The organism is Streptomyces sp. NPDC058683 (genome assembly GCF_042716195.1).
Taxonomy (GTDB): Bacteria; Actinomycetota; Actinomycetes; order Streptomycetales; family Streptomycetaceae; genus Streptomyces.
The window spans coordinates 95455-113881 of the sequence record NZ_JBHXSK010000007.1; the positions used below are offsets into that span (position 1 = coordinate 95455).

Sequence of the window (18427 nt, forward strand, 5' to 3'; positions counted from 1 at the left end):
GTCAGTCGGCCCGCCGTTCGAAGTTGAGGCCGCCCGGCACCTGGAAGGTCGGCAGGATCTCCACGTGGCCGATGTTCACATGGCGCGGTGAGTCGATGGCGAAGTCGATGGCGTCGGCGATGTCCTCCGGCTTGAGGGACTCGTAGCCGTCGTAGTAGACGCGCTGGGCCTCCTCCATGTCGCCGAGCAGCCGGCCGAAGATCTCCGTCTCCACCCGGCCGGGGCAGATCTCGGTGACGCGGATGCGGTGGCCGTAGCCGTCGACGCGGAGCTGCCGGGAAAGGGTGTGTACGGCCGCCTTGGTGGCGTGGTAGATCGTGTTGCCGCCGAAGTTGTAGACGGCCGCGATCGAACTGATGTTGACGATGTGCCCGAGGTCGCGTTCCACCATCCCCGGCATGAGCAGGCGGACGAGGTGCAGTATCGCCTGGATGTTGACCGCCACCTGCTCGTCGACGGCGAACTCGTCGGCGGTGAGGATGTTCCCGGAGCGGGAGACCCCGGCGTTGTTGACGAGGACGTCGACCTCGATGTCCCGCAGGGTCTCGGTCAGGGCGGCGGTGTCGGTGATGTCGACGGCGTGCGGCACGCAGCCGGTGCGCCGGGCCAGGTCGGCGAGGCGGTCGGCGTTGCGGGCCACGGCGTGGACTTCGAGCCCCTGCTTCACCAGGCGCTCGACGACCACGGCCCCGATTCCGGTGGAGGCACCGGTCACGAGCGCGGTCTTGTAGTCGGAGAAGGGCATGTGAACTACTCCCAGAGGTGCGGGGTGGGGGGTGGAGTGGGTGGTGTGGACGGCGTGATCACGCGTCGCGCAGGGGCTGGTGCGCCCTGTCCTGGACCCTGGACACGGCGGCGAGCGTGCCCAGCGCGGTGACGACGGCGTAGAAGGCGGGCATGTTGACGTTGCCGGTCTCGGCGATGAGCCACGTCATCAGCAGGGGTGCGGTGCCGCCGAAGAGGGCGGAGGAGATGTTGTAGCCGAGGCCGTAGGCGGAGTAGCGCACCCGGGTCGGGAAGAGCTCGACGAGCAGGATGTGGATGACGCCGGTGTGGCCCGCGAAGACGACGGCCATGACGCACGCGCCGAGGACGGCGAGCGGGACGTTGCCGGTGCCGATGAGCAGGTAACAGGGGATCGCGACCACCGCCATGGCGATCGCGGCGCCCGCGAGGACCTTCTTGCGCCCGACCCGGTCGGAGAGCCGGCCCATGTAGGGGATGGCGACCGAGATGGCGACCAGGCTGCTCGCGGTGACGAGCAGGCCCTGCACCTTGCTGAAGTGGAGCTCGCTGCTCATGAAGGTCGGCATGTAGCTGAACAGGACGTAGTAGCCGGAGCCGTTCATCAGCGGGATGAAGAGGGCGAGGAGCATCGCGCGGCGGTGCTCGGCGGAGGAGAACGCCTCCTTCAGCGGGTTCCTCGCCAGGCCGCCGCTCTCCTGGAGGCGGGTGAAGTTCGGGGTGTCGCTGATCCGCCTGCGGATGTAGATGCCGGTGACGCCGAGCGGGACGGCCAGCAGGAACGGGATCCGCCAGCCCCAGGACTCCATCCGGTCCGCGCCGAGGCCGCTGGTCAGCGCGGCGGCGATGAGCGTGCCGGTGAGCAGGGAGAGGAAGGAGGCGATCTGGGCGTAGCTGGTGTAGAGGCCGCGCCTGCCCTCCGGCGCGTGCTCGGCGAGGAAGCTCATCGCGCCGGACGCCTCACCGCCGACCGAGAAGCCCTGGGCGACCCGGAGCAGGATCAGCAGGGCGGGCGCGGCGATGCCGATGGCCGCGTAGGTCGGCAGCAGGCCGATGGCCGCCGTCGCCGCGCTGATCAGCATGATCACGAAGACGAGCATCCGCTGCCGGCCGATGCGGTCGCCGAGGTGGCCGCAGATGACACCGCCGAGCGGGCGGAAGAAGAAGGAGACGGCGTAGCCGAGGAAGACCAGCTGGACGGCGTTGGCCGAGTCGGGGAAGAAGACGGCACCGAGGGTGCCCGCCATGAAGCCGAAGATGCCGTTGTCGTAGAGCTCGGCGAAGATGCCGACGCAGCCGGCGAGGGTGACTTTGCGAGCGGTTCGCGGATCGACCGTGTTGGGGGTCGGTTGTGCGGCCACGGTGGCCATGGCGGTCTCCTTCAATGACGTTCGTGCGCTTTCGGGGACGGGGTGTCACGGACGTGCGGGGACGTGCATGGGGAGGTCACGGGATGCGGTGGGCGTCGAACACCGTGCGGACGCGGGTCTTCAGGGCCTCGATACCGGCGCGCTGTAAGCGGTACGCGGCCACCGCCTCGGCGACCGTCCGGCGCCGGAAGCGGACGGCCTGGCCGGGGCGGGCCTGGCCGAGCGCGTCCAGGCCGGTCGAGGTGACGACCGCGAGGACGGGATAGCCGGCGGTGACACCGCGGCCCCGGTGCAGGACGAGCAGTTCGTCGCCCGCGGGGACCTCGATCGCGCCGACGGGGACGCCGCGGGAGAGCACCTCGCCGGTCGCGGTCCTGCGCGGCACGTCACCGGACATGCGCAGGCCGATGTGGTTGCTCCGCGGGGTGACGGTGAACTCCGAGCGGAACAGCCGGTCCGCCGAGTCGCCGAACTCCGCCAGGTCGGGACCGTCGGTGACGTCGACCGTCCATGCCGTCGACTCCGCGAGACGCGGTACGGACGCCTGCGTACGGAACAGCGGAATGCCGTAGACCGGGTGGCCAACCGGGGCGCGAAGGGCCGTCCGTACGGCGATCTGGTCGCCGTCGCGCAGGGTGCGGCCGAAGCCGAGGATCGTGTCGGGGGCGCAACTGCCCAGCAGGTACGGCGACTCCAGCGAACCGTGGACGGCGAGGTAGGCGCGGACGCCGACCCTGATGCCGGTGACGCGGATCGTCTCGCCCGCGCGGACGACGACGGGTTCCCAGCGGGGGCGCGGGACGTCGTCGACGGTGAGGTCGGCGGGGGCGCCCGTCACGGCGACGAGGACGTCGGCGGAGGGCGTGCAGCCGAAGTCCGCCGCGGTGATCTCCAGCAGCGGCGCGCTCTCGTCGTTGCCGGTCAGGACGTTGGCGACGCGGGCGGCGTACTGGTCGGGCGCGCCGTTGACGGGGAGGCCGTGGCGGGAGCGGCCCGGGCGGCCGAGGTCCTGGAGGGTCGTGAGTCCGGCGCGGTGGACGGTGAGGGTGTCAGCCATGCGCCACCGCCTCGGCCGTGAGCAGCGCGCCGTCGTGGTCGCGCCACTGCTGCGCGGTGATCGGCACGAACCGGAAGGTGTCGCCCGGCCGGTACGGCGTCAGCGGCTCGGCGTCGAGGTCGAGGACGCGCAGCGGGGTACGGCCGAGGAGGGGCCAGCCGCCGGGGGACCGCAGCGGGCAGATCACGGCCTGCCGGCCGGCCACCGCGACCGAGCCGGGCGGCACGCTGGTCCGCGGCGAGGCCAGCCTCGGCACCGGTGCCGGGAACGCGGGACCGTCCATCATCGGCGCCCCCACGGGTGCGCCCAGACAGCGCACGGTCAGGTCCTGGGCGGTGTGCAGCTCCACCACCTCCCGCTCGGTCAGGCCGAGTCGGTCCGCGACGACGGGGAGGTCGGGGCCGTGCTCGCCGCCGTAGACCACCGGGACGGTGAAGCGCCGGGGGGACGGCGCCGGGGGCGCGCCGTCGGTGAGCCGGACGGTCGCCCGCCGCAGGGCGCGGCGGACCGTGTCGTGGTCCGTGGCGGCGCAGTCGAACTCGACGAGGAGGGAGTCGTAGGCCGGGACGATGCCGTACACGCCGGCCACCGCCGCCGTCTCGACCGCGTCGGCGAGGGCGTGGACGAGCCGCCAGGCCCCGGCGCCCCCGGCCTTCACCACGAGGGCCGAGTCACCGCAGTCCGCGACGCGGATGCCGCCGTTCATCAGGCGCTCTTCCCGTCGAGTACGGCGGTCAGCGGGGCGATCCCGACATCCGCCGCCAGGAGTTCCTTGCGGATGAGGTGGGCGAGGGAGAGGGCGCCGGGCGTGTCGCCGTGCAGCAGGACGGTGTCGCAGTCGACGGGGATGTCACGGCCGCCGACGCTGCGGATGACGCCCTCGGTCACCATCCGGACCGTGCGTTCGGCGATCTCCCGCTCGTCGTGGACGACGGCTCCGGGTGCGCTCCTCGGGACGAGGGTGCCGTCGTCCTGGTAGGCGCGGTCGGCGATGCCGACGACGGCGACGCGCAGGCCACGGGCGCGGGCGGCGTCGGCGAGTTCGCCGTCCTGCGCCAGGACGATCAGCGAGGGGTCGAGGGAGGCGACCGCCTCGGTCACGGCGACCGCGTAGTCCTGCCGGGTGGCGACCAGGTTGCCGAGCCGGCCGTGCGGGGCCACGTGCCCTACCCGGGTGCCGTGCGCGGCGGCGAACGCCTGGAGCGCGCCGACCTGGTAGAGGACGTCGGTGCGGACCTCGTCCGGGGTCAGGTCCATCGCGCGGCGGCCGAAGCCGACGCGGTCGGGAAAGCTGGGGTGTGCGCCGACGGCGACTCCGCGGTCCACGCAGTGGCGGACGGTGGCGTCCATGATCCGCGGGTCGCCGGCGTGGAAGCCGCAGGCGATGTTGGCCGAGGTGAGGACGGAGAGGAGGGCCTCGTCGTCCCCCATGGTCCAGGGGCCGTACCCCTCGCCGAGGTCGGCCACGAGATCGACCGTGTGTGTCATGTCGTCCTCCGCCAGGAATGGAAAACCGGGGAACCGGGGAATCGGGGAACCGGGAAAAAGGGGGAGCCGGGGAAATGAATCCGAAACGCGGTTAACGTGGCTGTTGCAATTTCTTCGGCGGGTCGCCGCCGCCCGGGAATTTCGCGTTTCGGTGACCGTAGTACCGGGGGATCGGCGCTTCAAATACCCGTTGTGTGTGACGTGATAAGGGCGGGATATGACACCGCTCAGGCTCGGGCCGCCAGGACCGCCCGTACGATGAGCCCTCCTGTCAGGCTGGAGGTCGCCGATGGACACCAGGCGTCTGTACTCGTTCGTGAAGATCGTCGACGCCGGGAGCATCACGCGCGCCGCCGACATCCTGCACATCGCGCAGCCCGCGCTGAGCCAGCAGGTCTCGATGCTGGAGACGCACTTCAAGCAGCAGCTGCTGATCCGCAGCAAGCGCGGGGTGGCACCGACCGAGGCCGGACGCGCCCTCTACCGCCATGCCCAGCTGATCCTGCGCCAGCTCGAACACGCGCAGGCGGCGGTCGACGTGTCCGGGCGGGCGCCGGCCGGGAGCGTGTCGGTGGGCCTGGCCCCGTACAGCACCGGCGCCGCGCTGGCCCTGCCGCTGCTGCGGGCCGTGCGCGAGCGCTACCCGGACATCCTGCTGCACATCAACGAGAACTTCGGCGGTGTCATCAGCGAGGCGATCATGACCGGCCGGATGGACATGGCGTTCATCTACGACGCCGGCCCGGTACGCGGTGTCCAGTTCGAACCGATGCGGACCGAGGACCTGTACCTGGTCGCCGCGCCGGGCACCGGTCCGGCGACCGACCGGGACGAGGTCTCCATCGCCGAGCTGGCCGGGGTGGGCCTGCTGCTGCCCAGCCGTATCCACACCATCCGGCACGTCGTGGACGCCGCCTTCCGCCACGTCTCCCTCGAACCGAAGGTCGTCGGCGAGATCGAGTCGGTCCTGACCCTGACCAGTGCCGTCGGCGCCGGTCTCGGCGCCACCGTGCTGCCCTGGTCGGCGGCCCAGGCCATACTCGACGTACGGAGTCTGGTGGTACGGCGGATCGTCGACCCCACGATCGAGGTGAAGCTCTCCCTGTGCACGTCCGATCACCAGCCCCTGTCGGAACCCGCCCTCGCCGTACACGACCTCTTTCACGAGCTGATCAACGAATTCGGCGGGAATCCCGGCGCCCGATGACGTCACACGAATCCGGTATTGGTCGCGTCGGCTGAGCGCTGACTAACGTTTTCACCGTCGTAACGCAGAAGCAGCGTGGGAGTGGTGGATGAAAGAGCGCGTGCTCAGTACTCGTGGCACTCTGCCCGGCGGGGGGCTGCGCCGGCTGGCGTCCCGTCCGGACACGGACGTCGTGCGCTGGACGGGCACGGGCCGGCCGGAGCCGGCCGAACTGGCCTCGCTCGCCGCGGCCGAGGGCGGCGTGAGTGCCGTTCTCGCCCTCGGCAATGACCGGATCGACGCCGGACTGCTGGACGCGGCCGGTCCTTCCCTGAAGGTGGTCAGCCTGGCCAGCATGGGGTTCGAGGGTGTGGACCAGCGGGCCGCGGCCGAGCGCGGGGTCGTGGTGACCCACACCCCGGGGGTGCTGGCGGAGACGACCGCCGACCTGGCGTTCGCACTGATCCTGGCCGCCCGCCGCCGGCTGGGTGTGGCCCGTGACGCGCTGCAGTCCGGCGCCTGGGACCTGTTCCGGATGGATGACTACCTCGGCCTGGACGTGCACGGTGCCACCCTGGGCCTGGTCGGCTACGGGCAGATCGGCCGGGCGGTGGCGAGGCGCGCCACCGGCTTCGGCATGCGCGTACTGCACCACGACCGGTCCGGCTCGGCCGCGGACGGCCTCTCCACCCCGGTCGCACTGCCGCAGCTCCTCGCCCAGTCCGACATCGTCTCGCTGCACGTCCCGCTCACCGACGCCACCCGCCACCTGATCGGCGCCGCGGAACTGCGGGCCATGAAGCCGACCGCGACGCTGGTCAACACCTCCCGGGGCGGGGTCGTGGACGAGGCCGCCCTGCTGCACGCCCTCGACGAGGGCCGCCTGCACTCGGCCGGGCTCGACGTCTACGAACGCGAGCCGCGCGGCGCGGACGTGGCCGACCTGACCGCCCGGCCGAACCTGTTCGCCCTGCCGCACGTCGGCTCGGCCACCGAGGCGACCCGTGCGGCGATGGTGGACCTGGCCGTGGACAACGTCCTGGACGTCCTCGACGGGCACCCGGCCCGCACGCCGCTGCCGGGCACGAAGGCGGAGCCGGCATGACACCCAGCCCCCTGTTCGACATCGCCGGGCGCACCGCGCTGGTCACCGGCTCCAGCCGCGGCATCGGGCGGGCGCTGGCCCAGGGCCTGCTGGAGGCCGGCTGCACGGTCGTCCTCAACGGCCGTGACGGGACGGCCCTCGCCCGCACCCGCGACGAACTCGCCGGAAAAACCCCCGTGTTCGCCTACCCCTTCGACGTGACCGACTCCGCCGCCGTGGCCGCGAACATCGCCGCGATCGAGGACGAGGTGGGCCCGATCGACATCCTCGTCAACAACACCGGGGCCCAACACCGCGCGCCGCTGGTCGACTTCACCGACGACGACTGGCACCGCCTGGTCGGCACCAACCTCACCAGCGCCTTCCTGATGGGCCGGGAGGTCGCCCGCCGGATGGTCCCGCGCGGGCACGGGAAGATCGTCAACATCCTCTCGGTGCAGAGCGAGACGGTACGGCCCGGCATCGCCCCCTACTCCGCCACCAAGGGCGGGCTGAAGCTGCTGACCAAGGGCATGTGCGCGGACCTCGGCCCCTCGGGCATCCAGGTCAACGGCCTGGGGCCGGGCTACTTCGAGACCGAACTCACCGCGGCCCTGGTCGCGGACGAGGAGTTCAGCGCATGGGTCCGGGGGCGGACCCCGGCCGGCCGGTGGGGCCGGGTCTCCGACCTGATCGGCGCCCTGATCTTCCTGGCGTCCCCCGCGTCCGACTTCGTCAACGGGCAGGTGCTGTACGTCGACGGCGGCATGCTGTCGGTCCTGTGACCCGGGGGAAGGAGCATCACATGCACGCATGCGTGGTCCACAAGGCGGGCGATCTCCGGGTCGAGGAGTGGGATCCCGGTCTGCCCGGCCCCGGACAGGTGCTGGTGGCCGCGTCCCTGGGCGGCATCTGCGGCTCGGACCTGCACTACTACCACCGTGGCTCGGTCGGCGACTTCCAGGTCCGCGAACCCCTGGTGCTGGGCCACGAGGTCGTCGGCCGGATCGCCGCCCTCGGCCCCGGTGCCGAGGGCGGCCCCGCGATCGGCACCCCGGTGGCGGTCCACCCGGCCACCCCGTGCGGGACCTGCCCGGAGTGCGCGCGTGACCGGCGGAACGTGTGCGGTCAGGCCCGCTATCTCGGCAGCGCCGCCCGGATGCCGCACGTCCAGGGCGGTTTCGCCCAGCGGTTCGTCGTCCCCGCCGACCAGGTACGGGCGCTGCCGGCTGGGCTCGACCCGCGTCGCGCCGTACTCGCCGAGCCGTTCTCCGTCGCCCTGCACGCGGTGCGCCGCGCCGGGGAGGTGGCCGGCCGGCGGGTGCTGGTCACCGGTGCCGGTCCGATCGGTTCCCTGGTGGTCGCCGCGCTGCGGCACGCGGGAGCCGCCGAGGTGATCGTCAGCGACCTGCTGGACGCCCCGCTGGACATCGCCAGGAGCGTCGGCGCCACGGCCACCGTCCGGGCGGACCGCCCCGACGACCCGGCCTGGCCCGACGACGTCGACGTGGCCGTGGAGGCGTCCGGCTCCGGGGCGGGCCTGGGCACCTGTGTGCAGCGGGTCCGCCGGGGCGGCACCGTCGTCCTCCTCGGACTGCTCCCGCCCGGCGAGACCGGCTTCCTCGGCAACGTCGTCGTCACCCGCGAGCTCACCCTCCGGGGCGCCTTCCGTTTCGACCACGAGTTCGACGACGCGCTCGCGCTCCTCGCCTCGGGCCTGGACGTCGGCCCGGTCGTCAGCCACACCCTGCCCCTGGCCCGCGCGGTCGAGGCGTTCGACCTGGCAGGCGACCGCACGAGGGCGTCCAAGGTCCTGCTGGACCTGGGCGGCGAATGATCCCGGCCGGGGCGTGGCCTCCGCTAGACGATGTTGAGGCGGTCGAGGAACGGTGTCGCGGTGGCGGCGTCGCCCGTGATGCGGCAGTGGTCGCGCCAGGGCTTGCGGGTGGTGGCCCAGGCGATGAAGTCGAGTGCCGTGCTGTGCACCCGGGTCGTCGCGTCCGCGACCGTGCCCGGGGCCACGGTCAGCCGCCCGTCCGGCCCGGTCGCGGGCAGGACGGTCACCGTGGTGGGGCCCGGACCGGTCAGGTCGAGGACCAGGGGGTCGCCGACGGTGGCGGTGAGTTCGGGGCCCTGCATCTGGGGGAGCCCGGCGAGCATGAAGTCGACGGCGGGGGCGACCAGTTCGTCGGTCGGCTCCGGCAGGGTGAAGGGGAGCGGGCCGTCCGGGGCGAGCAGGTCGTTGCGCAGATGGCAGAAGACGTTGAACGCCATGGTGTTCGCCAGCAGGTGGCGCGGATACGTCCCGAGCCCGGCCACCTCGACCGGTTCGTCGGCGCCGGGCGGCTCCTGAGCCGCTTCCAGCAGGTCCAGCTGGAGCGGGGTGCTGTGCCGCCACTCGTCGAGGACTTCGGCGTGGCTTTGGTCCCGGCGTTCGTCGACGCGCAGGTCGTGGTAGCGCTCGCGGTTCCTCGGCAGCGCGGGGTCGGGCGGCGGCGGGTGCACCGCCTCCGAGGCGAGGGCCGCGAGATGGGCCATCACGTCGATGACCCGCCAGCCCGCGCATGCCGAGGGCAGCTCCCACTGCCCGTCGTCCGTCCGCAGCACGATCTCCGCCAGGTCCGCCGTGCTCGAACGCGCGGCGGCGAGGCCGGCACGGGTCATGGTTCCTTCCTCCGCGATCTCAGGCGTCCTGGCCGATCCAGACGGTCTTGGCGTTCATGAACTCCCGCATGCCGAGGTCGGACAGCTCACGGCCGTAACCGCTGCGCTTGACGCCGCCGAAGGGGATCTCGGGGTAGCTGGTCGTGTTGCCGTTGATGAAGGCCATGCCCGACTGCACGTCACGGACGAACAGCTCGCGGTCGGCCTCGTCCTCGCTCCAGAGGTTCGAACCGAGGCCGTAGGGATGCCCGTTGGCCTCCCGCAGGGCCTCCTCCAGGGACGCGACCGTCCACACCTGTGCCACGGGGCCGAAGACCTCCTCGTGGTACATCCGCATCTCCGGGGTGATGTCCGTCAGCACGGTGGGCGGGTAGAACCAGCCGGGCCCGTCCGGGATCCGGCCGCCCAGCAGCACCGTCGCGCCCTTGCCGACGGCGTCGTCGACGTAGGCCGCCACGTCCCGCCGGCCGGACTCGGTGGCCAGCGGACCGACGTCGGTGCCCTCGTCCATCGGGTCGCCCACCGTCAGCGCGCCCATCTTCGCCACGAACATCCCGATGAACGCCTCACCGATGTCCTGGTGGACGAAGAACCGCTTGCCGTTGATGCAGGACTGCCCGTTGTTCAGGGTCCGCGCCCTGACTGCGACATCGGTGGCCCGCTCCAGGTTGGTGGAGGGCATGACGATGAACGGGTCGGAGCCGCCGAGTTCGAGGACCAGCTTCTTGATCTCGTCGCCGGCGATGGCGGCCACCGACCGTCCCGCCGGCTCGCTGCCGGTCAGTGTCGCGGCGGCCACCCGCGGGTCGCGCAGCACCTGTTCCACCCGCCCCGAGGAGATCAGCAGGGTCTGGAACACGTCGTCGGGGAAGCCCGCGTCACGGAACAGCTCCTCCAGGTACAGGGCGCACTGCGGCACGTTCGAGGCGTGCTTGAGCAGGCCCACGTTGCCCGCCATCAGCGCGGGTGCCGCGAACCGCATGGCCTGCCACAGCGGCAGGTTCCACGGCATCACCGCCAGCACCACACCGATCGGCTGGTACGTCACGAACGTCTGCTTGGCCTGTACGCGTGCGCCGTCACCGTCCAGGTCCCGCAGGAACCCGGGGCCCTCGGCGGCGTAGAAGCGCAGCCCGTGCACGCACTTGGCCACCTCCTGCTCGGCCGCGCGGAAGGTCTTGCCCATCTCCTCGGTGATCATCCGGCTGACGCTCTCGACCTCCTTCTCCAGGCGTTCGGCCGCGTGCTGCAGCCACCCCGCCCGTTCCTCGACGCTCGTCAGCCGGTACGAGGCGGCCGCGGCCGCCGCCCGGGCGAGTTTGTCCTCGAGTTCCTCAGGGGTCAGTTCGTCGAAGCTCCTGAGGACCTCACCTGTCACCGGACTTGTCGTTGCGATGGCCATGTCTGCCCCAGGGCGTCAAGGTGTGGCGAGAGCGGCGACGAGTTCCTTGGCGAGGGGACCCGAGGACGCCGGGTTCTGCCCGGTGTAGAGGTTGCGGTCGGAGACCGTGTACGGCTCCCAGGCGGGGCCCTTCGAATACTCGGTGGGCAGCTTCCTCAGCTCGTCCTCCAGCAGCCACTTGGCCTTGTCGGCGAAACCGACGCCGGCTTCCTCCTCGTTGCAGAAACCCGTCAGGCGGTAGTTCGCGAAAGGCGTGTCGCCGTTCGCGTCCCGGGTCGCGAGGAGGGCGGCCGGGGCGTGGCAGACGATGCCGAGGGGACGGCCGGAGGCGAGTGCGTTGCGCAGCAGTTCCCCGGATTCGCGATCGACCGAGAGGTCTTCCATCGGGCCGTGTCCGCCGGGGTAGTAGACCGCGTCGTAGTCCTCGAGGCGCACGTCCTGGAGGGAGATGGGATGCCGCAGCTCGTCCGCCGACTCGATGACGGCCTCCTCCCGGAGGGAGTTCTCCTCGCCGCCCGCCATGCGCGACTCCAGGCTCATCGTGTCCACAACAGGAACGACGGCATGCGGAGTTGCCACGGTGACTTCGTGTCCCGCGTCGGTGAACACGCTGTAGGGCGCCACGAACTCCTCGGCCCAGTAGCCGGTCGGATGTCGGTGCCCGTCCTTCAGGGTCCAGTAGCTGGCGCCGGTCAGTACGCACAGGATCTTGGCCATGAGAAACTCCGAAACTCCCGTGGATGAGCAGGCATATGTAACCAGTCTGAGCAGGCCTCTTGGGGGCTGCAACTCGGAGTTTCATGGCCCCCTGCCCATCGTCGCGATCCCTCCGTTTGACCGCCGTCGATACCGGACTAGGCTGATCGAACGCCCGATATCGGCCTTCCTGTTCTCACTTTGCACGCCGAGGAAGGGGAAGCACATGACCGCCTCTGGGATCTTGAAATCGGGCGAGGGCAGACTGGCCCTCGCGGTGGCGGTGCTCGCCGCCCTGACCGTGGTGCCGGCGCATGCGGCGGACGGCGCCGGCAGCGCCTCGGAGGGCCAGAAACCGACCGTGGTCCTCGTACACGGAGCGTTCGCCGACGGGTCCAGCTGGAACGGCGTGGTGCAGCGCCTCCAGGCGGATGGCTACCAGGTCATCGCCCCGCCCAACACGCTGCGCGGCATACCCCAGGACTCCACGTATCTGAACAGCCTGTTGAAGACGATCAAGGGGCCGATCGTCCTCGTCGGACATTCCTACGGCGGCGAGGTGATCTCGCAGGCGGCCGCCGGGCTCGACAACGTCAAGGCGCTCGTCTACATCAACGCGATCATGCCGGACAAGGGCGAGTCGTTCTCCAGTCTCTCCAGCAAGTTCCCGGCCGTCCCGCTCACCAAGGCGTTCCAGCCGGTCCCGTTCCGTAACGGCGACGGCACCACCGGCACGGACGTGTACATCCAGCCCGGCAAGCTGCACGCGACCTTCGCCCAGGACCTCCCGCAGCAGCAGGCGTCCGTGCTGGCGGCGACACAGCGCCCGATCGCGCAGTCCGCGTTCACCGACAAGCTCACCGAGGCGGCCTGGCGGGACAAGCCGGTCTACGTACTCGTCGGCAACCAGGACCGGGCGATCAACCCGAGCCTCGAGAGGTACGAGGCCAAGCGCGCCCACGCACGCAAGACCGTGGCGATCGACTCCTCGCACGTGTCCCTGATCTCCCACCCCCAGGAGGTCACGGACCTCATCGTGAGCGCGGCCCGGAACTCCGGTCAGCAGTAGGGCGAACGGCCGGGCGGCCTCCGCCGCCCGGCAGGGCCGACTGCACGGCGTGGGGGCTACTCGTTCAGGTGGGCCAGGAGGAGGTTGGGGTCCTTCGCTGTGACGTACGCGGCGCTCAGGACGTAGGTGGTGTCGCCGCGCAGGGCGATGGAGGTGGGGTTCTGCAGGCCGTCGGCGGCGGTCAGGACGGTGGAGTGGGTGCCGTCGGGCTGGACGAGGGCGACCTCGCCGGGGCCGTTGAGGGCGGCCAGGATCTGGTCGCCGTGGCCGGTGAAGGCGAAGTCGTCGATCCCGGCCAGGCCGGTGGCCCGGGTCTCGACCTGGCCGGCGCGGCCGTCCCGCAGGACGGGTATGCGCAGGACGGTTCCCCGGTCGAGGTTGGTGACCCACAGCGCCCCGTCGCGGAACTTGAGCCCGTTGGCGCCGAGGAATCCGGTGGCGGCCAGCTCGGGGGCGGTGGACCAGGTGTGGGGGGTGCCTCCGGTGGTGGGCACGCTCGAGACGGTGCCGAGGACGGAGTCGGTGACGTAGAGGGTCCGGGTGCGCGGGTCCAGGGCCAGGCCGTTGGGCAGCCCGGCCGCGGGCAGCGCGGCGATGCGCTGCGGTGCGCCGCCGGGGCGCAGGCGCCACAGGCCGGTCAGGTCGGCGGTGCCGGTGGCGTAGAGGAAGTACAGGGTGCCGTCGTGCGCGCGGACGATGCCGGTGGTCAGGGCGAAGCCCAGGACCGGGGTGTGGCTGCCGCCGTCGGCGGGTGCGGGCAGGGTGGCCAGGATCCGGGTGGACCCCCCGGGGGTGATGCGGGCGACCTGGCGGGCGGCGGCGAAGGTGACGTAAGCGCTGCCGTCGGCAGCCAGCGCGATGTTCTCGGGCGTCTGGTGCCGGGCCAGGTCGAAGTGCGCGGCGACGTGCGCGCAGCTCAGCGGGGCGGAGACGGCCGAGGCGACGCCGGGGGTGGCCGCGGCGACCGCTCCTGCGGTCAGTACGGCGGCTGCCGCGGCGGACTTGGACAACGTGTTCCTGAACATGGTTCCTTCACTGTTTTCGGACATGCGGCAGCGGTACGCCGACGCGCGGGGGTTGGGGGAACGGCTTCGGCCGGAGGCCTGATGCGCCGGGTGCTTCGGGTGGCGGCCGTGGCCGCCCGTACGCGGGTGAGTGGAGGGAGCGACGGGCGCTCGCGGATGTCTGCCCGGCGTCCGGTGGGGTGGTGCCGGGTCAGCCGGAGCCGGCCCGGACTCCTGGTCGCGCCGGGTCGTGTTGCGGGCTGACCTGGGCGAGCAGGTCCAGCGTGGTCCGCGCGGGCGAGTCGGCCTCGGTGGTGGCGACCACGATGTTCTGCCCCTGGTCCGGGCCCGGGCCCTGGCTCAGGGTCTGCTGGGTGACGGTCAGTGGGCCGACCAGCGGATGCCGCATCTCGTAGGTCGCGACGGCGCACGCCGTGACGCGGTGGTCGGCCCACATCGAGGCGAAGTCCGTGCTCTTCGCGCTCAGTTCACCCACCAGCGCGTGGAGCGCGGTGTCGTCCGGGTGCCGGCCCGCCACCAGGCGCAGATTCCCCACCACGGCCCTGGCCTTGGCCGGCCAGTCGGCGTACAGGTCACGGGTGTGCGCGTCGAGGAAGACCAGCCGGGCCATGTTGGGCCGCTCCGCCGGCCGGTCCGGGGCGCCCGGGTCCAGGTGTCCGGCGAACAGCGCATGGCCCAGCCGGTTCCAGGCCAGGACGTCACCGCGCCGGCCGCTCACGATCGCCGGGATGTGGACCAGTGCCTCCAGCAGCTGGCCGGTCGCCTCCGTCACCCGCTCCGGGGCGGGCCGGCGGCCGCGTCCTGAGCCCGTGTCCGACGGCCGGGCCAGGTTGTGCAGGTGCAGGCGCTCGGCCTCCTCCAGCCGCAGGGCCCGGGCGATCGCGTCCAGTACCTGCGGTGAGGCGTTCAGGGACTGTCCCTGTTCCAGCCGGGTGTAGTAGGAGACGCTGACACCCGCCAGCGAGGCCAGCTCCTCGCGCCGAAGACCCGGCACCCGGCGCCGCTCCCCGTAGCCGGGTATCCCGAGATCCTCCGGTTGCAGCTGGGAGCGCCGCGTCTGCAGGAACTCCCCGAGCCGCACTTTTCCGTTCATGGATCCGAGTATGGGCCGGGCCCGACCGCACAGCCTGACCCCGGCGTGGATAGGCACCGGCGGGTCTGGCGCCCACGGCCGTACCGCACGGCGGGCAATCCTTACGGGTCGCGGACGTCCAGGCGGTATGTCGTATTCGCCCGGTTGTCGCGGGCCTGGCCGACCTAACGTCTCAGTCATTCCGAACTTCCGTCCCACACACGGAGAATGACGATGACGCCTGCCCGCACCGTCCGTATCGCCGCCTCGATCGGCACCGCCGCCCTCGCCGTGGCCACCGCGTTCGCCGTCCCGGCCGCCGCCGCCTCGCACCACAGCGCGCAGCCCCGCTCCGCGGTCTTCGTGCAGACCGACAGCCCGGCCGGGAACGCGATCGTCGCCTACGACCGCGAGGCCGACGGCACCCTCACCGCCGCGGGCCGCTACCCCACCGGCGGCCTGGGCGGCAGCCTGGCCGGCTCGGTGGTGGACCACCTCGCCTCACAGGGCTCGCTCGCCTACGACCGCGCGCACCAGCTCCTCTACGCCGTGAACGCGGGCAGCGACACCGTCACCGTGTTCGCCGTGCACGGCGACCGGCTGACACGCACCCAGCAGGTGGCCTCCGGCGGCTCTTTCCCGGTCAGCATCGCCGTCCACGGCGACCGGGTCTACGTCCTCAACGCCCTGGACGGAGGCTCCGTGCAGGGGTTCGTCCGGGTCGGCGACCGGCTGGCCACCGTGCACTCCTGGCAGCGCGGCCTGGGCCTGGACCCCACGGCCACGCCCCAGTTCACCCACACCCCGGGCCAGATCGCGTTCACGCCCGACGGCACCCGGCTGGTCGTCACCACCAAGGCCGCGGCCAACAGCATCGACGTCTTCCCCCTGGACCGCTCCGGCGCCCCGGCCCGCGAGCCGGTGGTGAACTCCGAGCCCGGGACCGTGCCGTTCGGCTTCATCTTCGACGCCGCGGGCCGGCTCCAGGTCACCGAGGCCGGCACCAACACCGTGGCGACCTACACCGTGGCCCGCGACGGCAAGGTCACCCCGGTGGGCTCCCCCGCCGCCACCGGGCAGGCCGCGACCTGCTGGATCGTCCGGGACGGCCGCCACCTGTACGCGTCCAACGCGGGCAGCAACAGCCTGTCCGGCTTCCGCACCGGCGGCCGGCACGGCCTCGTCCCGCTCGGCGACACCGCCACCGACGGCGGCACCGTCGACGCCGCCGTCTCCTCGGACGGCCGCTACCTCTACGCGCAGACCGGCGCCAAGGGCATCGTGGACGAGTTCCGGGTGAACCACGACGGCTCGCTGACCGCGATCGGCTCGGTCACCGTCCCGGACGCGGTCGGCGGCGAGGGCATCGTCGCCCTGTAGCCGCCGGCCGCCGCTCCGGCGGCACCCCGGGACGTCAGGTCCGCGGGCCCAGCAGGCGGATCGCGTCGGCGGCCACCGTCGCGTCGGCGTCGTTGGTCAGCTCGACCGACGTGCCGAGACCGGCCGCCAGCTGGTACTCGCCGAGGGAGACCCAGGTCCCGCCGCGCGGGTCGGCGGTTCCCGCCGCCCGCTGGTCGATCCGGACGGTGGTGGCCGTGCCGTCCGCCTGGACGACGGTGTAGGGGGCGTTGCTCGCCCGGGTGGCCGCCGGAGGATACGACGCCTGGATCTCGTAGGCGCCGTCCTGGGGTACGGCCGGACGCCAGCGCACCTTCCGGGTGCCCGAACCGGCGGGCGCCGTCCGGTAGTTGCCCGACCAGAAGCCTGGGTCCGCCGTCGCCGTCGGCCAGCTGCCGGAGACCACCTCGAAGCCCAGCCGGTCGTTGTCCACGACCACCTCCGCGCGGACGTCGGCGGAGCCCGGCGCCTCGATCAGGCTGAGCGAGTCGAGGCCGAGCAGGGTCCCGCCGCCCCTGCCGGTCCCCGTCACCGCGCACCGCACGGTGTGCCGCCCGGCGCGCAGCCGGGCCGTGCCGAGGTGGGCCAGGTCGAAGCCGGCCGCCGTCTGCGCGGTGGTGTCGATCGCGTAGGCGGGCAGGACGGTGCCGTCGTCCACCGTGACGGTGGCGAGGCCGCCGTCCGCCGAGCGGTAGTGGCGCAGGAGCAGTTCGTACTCGCCGGTGCGCGGCACCCGGATCGCGAACTCGACCGCGCCTCCGACCTGTTCGGGGGTCAGGACCAGTCGCGACCCGCCGCGCGCCGGCGGGTCGTCGGCGGTGGTCACGGCGCCGCCGGTGACCTCGTGGTGCGTGTCGGCCAGGGCGACGACGGTCTCCCGGTAGTGGGGGCCGTGGCGCAGGCTGTCGCGGCCGCGGGTCAGCCAGTCGAGCGAGAAACGGCAGACGTTGACCCGGAGCGGGACGCTCGCCGCGTCGCCGTCGCAGCCGTAGAGCAGGATCACGGTGCCGTCGGAGAGGTGGGCGAGGTCCGAGTAGAAGGCACGGTTCTCGTTGACGACCCGCGAGTAGCGGTACGAGTAGCCCTCGTCGTAGCTGACCGACACCGTCATGTTGCGTCTGACAGGGGAGTCGGGGCGGCTGAACAGCACCCGGTCGGTGCCGTGGCCGCCGGGGCCGCCGGTGAGGCGCAACAGGCTCGCGTCCACCGCGTTGAACGAGCCGGTGCCCCCGTCGAGCGCCGGCTGCGACCAGGTCAGACCGTCGTCCTCGCTGACGGAGACGATCCGCTGGCCCTCCCCGCCCGCCGCGGCGCGGCCGTTCACCAGCACGCTGCCGTCCGCGCGCTGCACCATCCGCGCCTCGTTGATGGGGTAGGCGACCTGTACGGGCACTTCGCCGGTCGCCTGCCAGGTGGCGCCGTGGTCGTCGCTGTAGATCGGCGCGACTCCGTAGTACCGCTCGGCCACCGTGTTGCCGACGATCACCCTGCGGTGCAGGCAGTTGAGCAGCAGCCGGCCGGATCTCAGCTGGAGTCCGTGGCCGGGACCGGGGCCGTGCAGTGCCCAGTTGTAGGGAAACCCGTCGAACAGGCCGGCCAGGTGCCGTACTTCGCCCCAGGTCCGGCCGCTGTCCCGGCTGGAGATCAGGTAGAGGTCGCCCGAGTCGCCCGAGCAGGAGGTGTTCTGCGGCAGCCGGAGCGAGAGCATGAAGAAGAGGAAGACCTCCCGGGTCCGCCGGTCCACGACCAGCGCCGGGTTGCCCCAGGACTCGCCGTCGACGGAGGTGACCAGGGTGCGGCTCTCCTCCCAGGTCCGGCCGCCGTCGGTGCTGCGGCGCAGCAGCAGATCCCGCGGCCCGGCGTCGCACACCTCGTGCCGGCCCTCGGTGACGGCCAGGACGGTGTCGTCGGGCAGCACGGCCAGCGCGTGCACGTGGTAGTTCACGAGCGGGCCCTCGGCGGAGTCCCAGAGCGTCTGCTCCTGGAAGAAGGTGCCGTGCCGGCCGGACGCGGACGATCGGTCGGCGGCGTGGGCCGGGGACGCCAGGGCCGTGGGGCCGAAAGCGGCGGCCGCCGAGACGCCGGCGACGCCCAGGGCGAAGGATCTGCGGTTCATGGCGGTGTGCTGCGGTCCGTTGTCGGACACGGTGGGCCACCCCTTTCGGGCGGAAC

General features: G+C 72.2%; 17 protein-coding genes. 6 read left to right on the plus strand and 11 right to left on the minus strand.

What is annotated here, in order from left to right; all coding sequences use genetic code 11:
- Position 1 precedes the first annotated feature (1 nt).
- From ACFWXC_RS09620 to ACFWXC_RS09640, 5 genes are all read right to left on the minus strand, one after another.
- The gene (locus tag ACFWXC_RS09620; protein ID WP_384475726.1) at positions 2 to 745 is read right to left on the minus strand and encodes an SDR family oxidoreductase; all 744 of its coding nucleotides are present in this window, start codon (positions 743 to 745) and stop codon (positions 2 to 4) included.
- Between the two features lie 58 nt (positions 746 to 803).
- On the minus strand, positions 804 to 2114 hold the full coding sequence (locus ACFWXC_RS09625; RefSeq protein WP_384475729.1) for an MFS transporter: 1311 nt from the start codon (positions 2112 to 2114) through the stop codon (positions 804 to 806).
- 76 nt (positions 2115 to 2190) lie between these two features.
- The gene (locus tag ACFWXC_RS09630) at positions 2191 to 3171 is read right to left on the minus strand and encodes a biotin-dependent carboxyltransferase family protein (protein ID WP_384475732.1); all 981 of its coding nucleotides are present in this window, start codon (positions 3169 to 3171) and stop codon (positions 2191 to 2193) included.
- Entirely contained in the window at positions 3164 to 3877 is a 714-nt protein-coding gene (locus tag ACFWXC_RS09635) for an allophanate hydrolase subunit 1 (protein ID WP_384475735.1), read from the minus strand. The genes ACFWXC_RS09630 and ACFWXC_RS09635 overlap by 8 nt, the downstream gene beginning before the upstream one ends.
- Positions 3877 to 4659, minus strand: coding sequence for a LamB/YcsF family protein (locus ACFWXC_RS09640; RefSeq protein ID WP_384475738.1), 783 nt, complete (start codon positions 4657 to 4659; stop codon positions 3877 to 3879). Before ACFWXC_RS09640 ends, ACFWXC_RS09635 begins: the two co-directional genes overlap by 1 nt.
- A gap of 289 nt (positions 4660 to 4948) precedes the next feature.
- Here ACFWXC_RS09640 and nac point away from each other — a divergent pair, with 289 nt between their 5' ends.
- The 4 genes from nac (at position 4949) to ACFWXC_RS09660 (ending at position 8766) form a co-directional block, all read left to right on the plus strand.
- The gene (nac, locus tag ACFWXC_RS09645) at positions 4949 to 5866 is read left to right on the plus strand and encodes a nitrogen assimilation transcriptional regulator NAC (RefSeq protein WP_384475741.1); all 918 of its coding nucleotides are present in this window, start codon (positions 4949 to 4951) and stop codon (positions 5864 to 5866) included.
- 88 nt (positions 5867 to 5954) lie between these two features.
- A complete protein-coding gene (locus ACFWXC_RS09650) occupies positions 5955 to 6950 on the plus strand; it encodes a 2-hydroxyacid dehydrogenase (RefSeq protein WP_384475745.1) in 996 nt (331 codons plus the stop codon).
- On the plus strand, positions 6947 to 7714 hold the full coding sequence (locus ACFWXC_RS09655; protein ID WP_384475748.1) for an SDR family oxidoreductase: 768 nt from the start codon (positions 6947 to 6949) through the stop codon (positions 7712 to 7714). Before ACFWXC_RS09650 ends, ACFWXC_RS09655 begins: the two co-directional genes overlap by 4 nt.
- Positions 7715 to 7734: 20 nt before the next feature.
- Positions 7735 to 8766, plus strand: coding sequence for an L-idonate 5-dehydrogenase (locus ACFWXC_RS09660; protein WP_384475750.1), 1032 nt, complete (start codon positions 7735 to 7737; stop codon positions 8764 to 8766).
- Positions 8767 to 8789: 23 nt separating this feature from the next.
- On the opposite strand, the gene ACFWXC_RS09665 is transcribed toward ACFWXC_RS09660, so the two are convergent.
- The 3 genes from ACFWXC_RS09665 to ACFWXC_RS09675 are packed head-to-tail and all read right to left on the minus strand — an operon-like array spanning position 8790 to position 11712.
- Complete coding sequence (locus ACFWXC_RS09665; protein ID WP_384475753.1) at positions 8790 to 9593, minus strand: maleylpyruvate isomerase family mycothiol-dependent enzyme; 804 nt, start codon at positions 9591 to 9593, stop codon at positions 8790 to 8792.
- 19 nt (positions 9594 to 9612) lie between these two features.
- Positions 9613 to 10995, minus strand: a complete 1383-nt coding sequence (locus tag ACFWXC_RS09670) for an NADP-dependent succinic semialdehyde dehydrogenase (RefSeq protein ID WP_384475756.1) — start codon at positions 10993 to 10995, stop codon at positions 9613 to 9615.
- Positions 10996 to 11010: 15 nt separating this feature from the next.
- Entirely contained in the window at positions 11011 to 11712 is a 702-nt protein-coding gene (locus tag ACFWXC_RS09675) for a type 1 glutamine amidotransferase domain-containing protein (protein WP_384475758.1), read from the minus strand.
- Between the two features lie 205 nt (positions 11713 to 11917).
- On the opposite strand from ACFWXC_RS09675, the gene ACFWXC_RS09680 reads away from it, so the two are divergent.
- Entirely contained in the window at positions 11918 to 12760 is an 843-nt protein-coding gene (locus tag ACFWXC_RS09680; protein WP_384475761.1) for an alpha/beta fold hydrolase, read from the plus strand.
- Positions 12761 to 12816: 56 nt separating this feature from the next.
- On the opposite strand, the gene ACFWXC_RS09685 is transcribed toward ACFWXC_RS09680, so the two are convergent.
- Together ACFWXC_RS09685 and ACFWXC_RS09690 are read right to left on the minus strand one after the other, a co-directional pair.
- Entirely contained in the window at positions 12817 to 13785 is a 969-nt protein-coding gene (locus tag ACFWXC_RS09685; RefSeq protein WP_384475764.1) for an SMP-30/gluconolactonase/LRE family protein, read from the minus strand.
- A gap of 190 nt (positions 13786 to 13975) precedes the next feature.
- The gene (locus ACFWXC_RS09690; protein ID WP_384475767.1) at positions 13976 to 14878 is read right to left on the minus strand and encodes a helix-turn-helix domain-containing protein; all 903 of its coding nucleotides are present in this window, start codon (positions 14876 to 14878) and stop codon (positions 13976 to 13978) included.
- Between the two features lie 207 nt (positions 14879 to 15085).
- Here ACFWXC_RS09690 and ACFWXC_RS09695 point away from each other — a divergent pair, with 207 nt between their 5' ends.
- Positions 15086 to 16237, plus strand: a complete 1152-nt coding sequence (locus tag ACFWXC_RS09695; protein WP_384475770.1) for a lactonase family protein — start codon at positions 15086 to 15088, stop codon at positions 16235 to 16237.
- A 34-nt stretch (positions 16238 to 16271) separates the two neighbouring features.
- Here the strand turns inward: ACFWXC_RS09695 and ACFWXC_RS09700 are convergent, their stop codons facing one another.
- Positions 16272 to 18401, minus strand: coding sequence for an exo-alpha-sialidase (locus tag ACFWXC_RS09700; RefSeq protein WP_384475773.1), 2130 nt, complete (start codon positions 18399 to 18401; stop codon positions 16272 to 16274).
- Positions 18402 to 18427 lie beyond the last annotated feature (26 nt).

What these genes read in the sequence shown, in the direction of transcription:
- ACFWXC_RS09695 (WP_384475770.1), top strand. Translation starts at nt 15,086, where the DNA reads ATGACGATGACGCCTGCCCGCACCGTCCGTATCGCCGCCTCGATCGGC.
- ACFWXC_RS09650 (WP_384475745.1), top strand. Translation starts at nt 5,955, where the DNA reads ATGAAAGAGCGCGTGCTCAGTACTCGTGGCACTCTGCCCGGCGGGGGG.
- ACFWXC_RS09665 (WP_384475753.1), bottom strand. Translation starts at nt 9,593, where the DNA reads ATGACCCGTGCCGGCCTCGCCGCCGCGCGTTCGAGCACGGCGGACCTG.
- ACFWXC_RS09620 (WP_384475726.1), bottom strand. Translation starts at nt 745, where the DNA reads ATGCCCTTCTCCGACTACAAGACCGCGCTCGTGACCGGTGCCTCCACC.
- ACFWXC_RS09685 (WP_384475764.1), bottom strand. Translation starts at nt 13,785, where the DNA reads ATGTTCAGGAACACGTTGTCCAAGTCCGCCGCGGCAGCCGCCGTACTG.
- ACFWXC_RS09675 (WP_384475758.1), bottom strand. Translation starts at nt 11,712, where the DNA reads ATGGCCAAGATCCTGTGCGTACTGACCGGCGCCAGCTACTGGACCCTG.
- ACFWXC_RS09690 (WP_384475767.1), bottom strand. Translation starts at nt 14,878, where the DNA reads ATGAACGGAAAAGTGCGGCTCGGGGAGTTCCTGCAGACGCGGCGCTCC.
- ACFWXC_RS09660 (WP_384475750.1), top strand. Translation starts at nt 7,735, where the DNA reads ATGCACGCATGCGTGGTCCACAAGGCGGGCGATCTCCGGGTCGAGGAG.
- ACFWXC_RS09630 (WP_384475732.1), bottom strand. Translation starts at nt 3,171, where the DNA reads ATGGCTGACACCCTCACCGTCCACCGCGCCGGACTCACGACCCTCCAG.
- ACFWXC_RS09680 (WP_384475761.1), top strand. Translation starts at nt 11,918, where the DNA reads ATGACCGCCTCTGGGATCTTGAAATCGGGCGAGGGCAGACTGGCCCTC.
- ACFWXC_RS09655 (WP_384475748.1), top strand. Translation starts at nt 6,947, where the DNA reads ATGACACCCAGCCCCCTGTTCGACATCGCCGGGCGCACCGCGCTGGTC.
- ACFWXC_RS09640 (WP_384475738.1), bottom strand. Translation starts at nt 4,659, where the DNA reads ATGACACACACGGTCGATCTCGTGGCCGACCTCGGCGAGGGGTACGGC.
- ACFWXC_RS09635 (WP_384475735.1), bottom strand. Translation starts at nt 3,877, where the DNA reads ATGAACGGCGGCATCCGCGTCGCGGACTGCGGTGACTCGGCCCTCGTG.
- ACFWXC_RS09625 (WP_384475729.1), bottom strand. Translation starts at nt 2,114, where the DNA reads ATGGCCACCGTGGCCGCACAACCGACCCCCAACACGGTCGATCCGCGA.
- nac (WP_384475741.1), top strand. Translation starts at nt 4,949, where the DNA reads ATGGACACCAGGCGTCTGTACTCGTTCGTGAAGATCGTCGACGCCGGG.
- ACFWXC_RS09670 (WP_384475756.1), bottom strand. Translation starts at nt 10,995, where the DNA reads ATGGCCATCGCAACGACAAGTCCGGTGACAGGTGAGGTCCTCAGGAGC.